Origin of the sequence: Flavobacterium sp., from assembly GCF_036405015.1 — a bacterium.
Classification (GTDB): domain Bacteria; phylum Bacteroidota; class Bacteroidia; order Flavobacteriales; family Flavobacteriaceae; genus Flavobacterium.
Window position 1 is genome coordinate 1 of the sequence record NZ_DASWYK010000004.1, and the last position, 5,085, is coordinate 5,085.

A 5,085-nucleotide genomic window follows, 5' to 3' on the forward strand; every position below is an offset into this window, starting at 1 on the left:
ATGCCGTTTTATACCCACAATCATACGCGATTTCAGACATACTTTTATCTGTTTCTAATAGCAATTTACAAGCATTCGAAATCCTGATTTCGTGCAGATAATCCACAAAATTCTTTTTTGTTTTTACTCTAAACATTCTACAGAAAGAAGTCCGAGTCATATTCGCGACAGCGGCAATTTCTTCTAAAGAAATATTCTTTTTGTAATTTTTGTTCACATATTGAAAAACTTCCGAAAGACGATCCACTTTCGAATCTTTCTGCATTAAAGAATAAATTTCGTCATTAATATAAATCTTGTCTTGACTATCAGAAAGAATCGATAAAATTTCAAAAAGCCCAACAATCACTTCGAAGTCTTTTTTAGCAACTAATTTTTCGAGTTTTTTCGCAACCTGTTTATTCGTTTTTCCGATGATTGAAATTCCTTTTCCCGCTTGAACAAAAAGTTCGTTGATTTTCTGAGTTTCTTTTAATTCATAAAAAGTCGGTCCGAAAATGTCTTTATGAAAATATACGACTATCGAATTGGCTTTTAAATCTTCAATTCCTTGATAATATTTTTCGTCATTCAGCCACACATGTGGAATATCAGAACCTAAAAAAACCATATCACCAGGTTCAAACGGCATGACCGAATTTCCGATAATTCGTTTGCCAAAACTCTCTTTCACATACACCAATTCCAATTCTGGATGCGAATGAAACGGCGCCTGAAAAAACGGTTCGATACGATTTAGTACCGAAACTTTTGTGTTGAGATAAGATGCTATTTTAGTTTGCTCCAATTTCATATTGCAAAGATAATTAAAGATTAGACACGGATAATATTGGACTAATAACAAAAGACTTAAAAAACTAATTTTATTTTTCGTTAACTGCCCAAATTTTATTGAAAACAAAGCGCTTAACGACAACACAAAAAAGAAAAAAACAAAAAACAATGCTGGAGAATACGACTAAAAAACTAGTGGTAAAACTACATCCGGACGATAATGTTCTTGTAGCTTTAACCGACTTACCAAAAGGAGAAACCATTCTTTTTGAAAACGAAACTTACGTTTTACAAGACCTCATCAAAGCCAAACACAAATTCTACATGCAAGATATGAAGCAGGGAGAAGAAGTAAATATGTACGGTGTTTTGGTTGGAAAAGTGCAAAATGATATTGTGAAAGGAAGCTTGATGACGACCGAAAACTTAAAACACGCTGCAGATCCTTACGCTTACAGAAACGCTTCTTACGAGTGGAATGCGCCTGATGTTTCTAAGTTTGCAAACCGAACTTTTAAAGGATACAAAAGAAAAGACGGACGCGTTGGAACAGCAAATTACTGGCTTTTTGTTCCGACTGTTTTTTGTGAAAACAGAAATCTTGATGTTATCAAAGAAGCTCTACACAAGCAATTGGGTTATGCGGTAACAGACAAATACAATCAATTTACGCACGAATTACTAGAAGGTTATTTGAACGGAAATGATATTAACGATATTAATATTGAATTGAATCCGACGCCAAAAAACAAACGTGTTTTTGAAAATGTGGACGGAATTAAATTCTTAAATCACCAAGGCGGTTGCGGTGGAACGCGTCAAGATGCTTCTACTTTAAGCGCTTTATTGGCTTCTTATGCCAACCATCCGAACGTTGGAGGAATCACGCTTTTGAGTTTGGGATGCCAGCATTTACAAGTTCAGGATTTTGTGAATGATGTAAAAAGACAAAATCCAGAGTTTGATAAACCGCTGTTTATTTTTGAACAACAGCAGACAGAAAGCGAAGAAGTTTTGATTACAAATGCCATCAAAAAGACTTTTGAAGGTTTAATCGAAATTAACAAATACGAAAGAACAGATGCCCCGTTAAGCGATTTATGTATTGGAGTAAAATGTGGAGGAAGCGACGGTTTCAGCGGTGTTTCTGCAAATCCTGCTGTGGGTTATACTTCCGATTTAGTGGTTGCTTTAGGTGGAAAAATTCTTTTGGCAGAATTCCCAGAATTATGTGGGGCTGAGCAAAACTTAATCGACAGATGTATTACAGAAGATAATGCTAAGAAATTCATCAATTTAATGGAATCGTACGATGAACTGGCTCATAAAGTTGGTTCAGGTTTCCATATGAATCCTTCTCCAGGAAATATCAAAGACGGTTTAATTACCGATGCCATCAAAAGTGCGGGAGCGGCCAAAAAAGGCGGTACTTCTCCTGTAGTTGATGTTTTAGACTATACCGAATTGGTTACAAAACCAGGTTTAAGTTTGGTTTGTACACCCGGAAATGACGTGGAAGCAACAACTGGAAAAGCGGCTTCTGGAGCAACTTTAATTTTGTTTACAACAGGTTTAGGAACTCCAACTGGAAATCCAGTTTGTCCTGTAATTAAAGTGGCTACAAATTCTGTTTTGGCAACGAGAATGAAAGATATTATCGATATTGACTGCGGGCCAATCATTAGTGGTGAAAAATCTATTGAAGAAATGGGCGAGGAAATTTTAGAATATTGTATCAAAGCGGCAAGTGGCGAAATTATTCCAAAAGCGGTTCAATTAAACCAAGATGATTTTATTCCATGGAAACGTGGCGTATCTTTGTAAACGACTCAATTAAAAAATAACTATAAAAATTTATATCAAATGTTTTCATTACAAAATAAAAAAGCAATTATCACAGGCGGTGGAAGCGGAATTGGAAGAGCGATTTCTGTTTTATTTGCTAAACAAGGAGCTGAAGTTCATATTTTAGAATTAACTGAAGAAAGCGCAAAAGAAACGGTTGAAGAAATCAAATCGGCTGGAGGAAGTGTTTTTGCTCACGCTTGCGACGTTTCAAACCACGAACAAGTAAATGCAACTTTCCAGAAAATCGGAAATATCAATATTTTGGTAAACAACGCTGGAATTGCTCACGTTGGAAAAGTTGATACGACTTCTGAATCTGATTTTGACAGAATTATGAATGTAAATGTAAAAGGTGTTTACAACTGTCTTCACGCTTCGATTCCTGCTTTAAGAGGTTCTGGCGGAGGTGTAATCTTGAACTTGGCTTCTATTGCTTGCTGGGTTGGAATTCCGGATCGTTTTGCTTATTCTACTGCAAAAGGAGCGGTTATGGCGATGACTTTATCGGTTGCAAAAGATTATTTGAATGATAAAATCAGATGCAATTCTATTTCTCCTGCACGTGTTCACACGCCTTTCGTAGACGGATTTATTTCTAAAAATTATCCAGGGAAAGAAGAAGAAATCTTCGAAAAATTATCTCAATCGCAGCCAATCGGCCGTATGGGAAAACCGGATGAAATCGCAACTTTAGCTTTATTCTTATGCAGCGACGAGTCTTCTTTCATCACCGGTTCTGATTATCCAATTGATGGAGGTTTTATTAAATTGAACAACTAAGAAAAGAGATAGCCACAGATTAAAGAGTTCAAATCTGTGCGAAAAAAAAATAGCCACGAATTCACGAATTATAATGATTAAAAAAATCTGTGAAATTTGCGTCAAAATTACTGCGAATTTCACGAACTGATTTGCAAAAATTCGTGAATTCGTGGCGGAAAAAAATATTAAAAAATAAAAAATTATGAAACTTATTAGATTTGGCGAAGAAGGAAAAGAAAAACCAGGAATTCTTCTAAATGATAAAAAATATGATGTTTCGTCTATTGTAACAGATTACAACGAAGGTTTTTTTGAAAATTACGGATTAAAAAAATTAGAAGAAGCTTTAAAAAATAATCCTGCACTTCCAGAAGTGAGCGATTCAGTTCGTTTAGGTTCGCCAGTTGCGCGTCCTTCAAAAATCATCTGCATCGGATTAAACTATGTAGATCACTGCGAAGAAACTGGCGCTGCAATTCCAGAAGAACCAATCATTTTCTTTAAATCTACTACTTCTTTATGTGGACCAAATGACAATTTGATCATTCCAAAAAACAGTGAAAAAACAGACTGGGAAGTAGAATTGGCATTTGTTGTGGGTAAAAAAGCAAGTTATGTTTCTGAAGAAGATGCACCAAACTACATCGCGGGATATTGTCTTTTGAATGATTATAGCGAAAGAGCTTTCCAAATCGAGCGTGGTGGACAATGGGCAAAAGGAAAAGGTTCTGATACCTTCGCTCCTCTTGGACCAATTATGGCAACTCCAGACGAAGTTGGCGATGTAAACAATTTAAAAATGTGGTTGACGGTTAACGGAAAAACATTCCAAAACAGTAATACTTCAAACTTGATTTTCAAAATTCCATTTTTGGTACATTATTTAAGTCAGTTTATGACATTGCTTCCTGGCGACGTTATCAGTACAGGAACGCCTCCAGGAGTTGGTCTTGGAATCAAACCAGATCCAATTTACATTAAAGCGGGCGACGTAATCGAATTAGGAATTGAAGGTTTAGGTACAAGCAAACAAACTGCTGTAGCTTACCAAGGATAAATTTTAGATTATGGCAACACAAAAATTCTGTCTGGCTTTAGACTTAAAAGACGATGCTGACTTAATTGCAGAATACAAAGAACTGCATGAAAACGTTTGGCCTGAAATCAAAAAAAGCATTCAAGATGCTGGAATCGAGGTTCTAGATATTTACTGCACAGGAAATAGACTTTTTATGATTATTGAAGGTAATGAAAATTTCTCTTTTGAGAAAAAAGACAAAGCCGACGCTGCAAACGAAAAAGTTCAGGAATGGGAAACTTTAATGTGGAAATTCCAACAGGCGCTTCCTTGGGCAAAACCAGGACAAAAATGGATTTTAATGGATAAAATATTTCAGTTATAATTCATCAAAAATATTCCGTAGGAATATCTCGTCAGTAGAAAAAATATTGTCATGATATATTATGTCCTGTAGGCACATTTGATTTGCCAAAATAGAATATTATTAAATAATCAGACGTTCCTACGGAACGTATAACTGCGATACTAATTTCGTTCTACTACCGACGAAACATTCCTACGGAATGAATAACAAAGCCTTGAATAATCAGGGCTTTGTTATTCTTATATATTCAGACATCAAAAATATTCCATTAGGAATATCTCGTCGGTAAAAAAAATTATTGCCATTGTAAATATGT

5 protein-coding genes are annotated in these 5,085 nt (G+C 35.5%); 4 read left to right on the forward strand and 1 reads right to left on the reverse strand.

The window, feature by feature from the left end:
* Positions 1-793: AraC family transcriptional regulator (locus VGE71_RS00415; protein WP_331136533.1), on the reverse strand; the 793-nt coding region annotated here is incomplete at its 3' end.
* A 149-nt stretch (positions 794-942) separates the two neighbouring features.
* Here VGE71_RS00415 and VGE71_RS00420 point away from each other — a divergent pair.
* The 4 genes from VGE71_RS00420 (at position 943) to VGE71_RS00435 (ending at position 4,787) form a co-directional block, all read left to right on the forward strand.
* Positions 943-2,598 carry an altronate dehydratase family protein gene (locus tag VGE71_RS00420; protein ID WP_331136534.1) on the forward strand — a complete coding sequence of 552 codons (1,656 nt, stop codon included), beginning with the start codon at positions 943-945 and terminating at the stop codon, positions 2,596-2,598.
* A gap of 39 nt (positions 2,599-2,637) precedes the next feature.
* Complete coding sequence (locus VGE71_RS00425; RefSeq protein WP_331136535.1) at positions 2,638-3,402, forward strand: SDR family oxidoreductase; 765 nt, start codon at positions 2,638-2,640, stop codon at positions 3,400-3,402.
* Between the two features lie 184 nt (positions 3,403-3,586).
* On the forward strand, positions 3,587-4,441 hold the full coding sequence (locus VGE71_RS00430) for a fumarylacetoacetate hydrolase family protein (RefSeq protein WP_331136536.1): 855 nt from the start codon (positions 3,587-3,589) through the stop codon (positions 4,439-4,441).
* Between the two features lie 10 nt (positions 4,442-4,451).
* Positions 4,452-4,787, forward strand: coding sequence for an L-rhamnose mutarotase (locus VGE71_RS00435; protein ID WP_331136537.1), 336 nt, complete (start codon positions 4,452-4,454; stop codon positions 4,785-4,787).
* Positions 4,788-5,085: the final 298 nt, after the last annotated feature.

Excerpts from the sequence above, each read along its gene's own strand:
- VGE71_RS00425 (WP_331136535.1), top strand. The coding sequence starts at position 2,638 with ATGTTTTCATTACAAAATAAAAAAGCAATTATCACAGGCGGTGGAAGC.
- VGE71_RS00420 (WP_331136534.1), top strand. The coding sequence starts at position 943 with ATGCTGGAGAATACGACTAAAAAACTAGTGGTAAAACTACATCCGGAC.
- VGE71_RS00435 (WP_331136537.1), top strand. The coding sequence starts at position 4,452 with ATGGCAACACAAAAATTCTGTCTGGCTTTAGACTTAAAAGACGATGCT.
- VGE71_RS00430 (WP_331136536.1), top strand. The coding sequence starts at position 3,587 with ATGAAACTTATTAGATTTGGCGAAGAAGGAAAAGAAAAACCAGGAATT.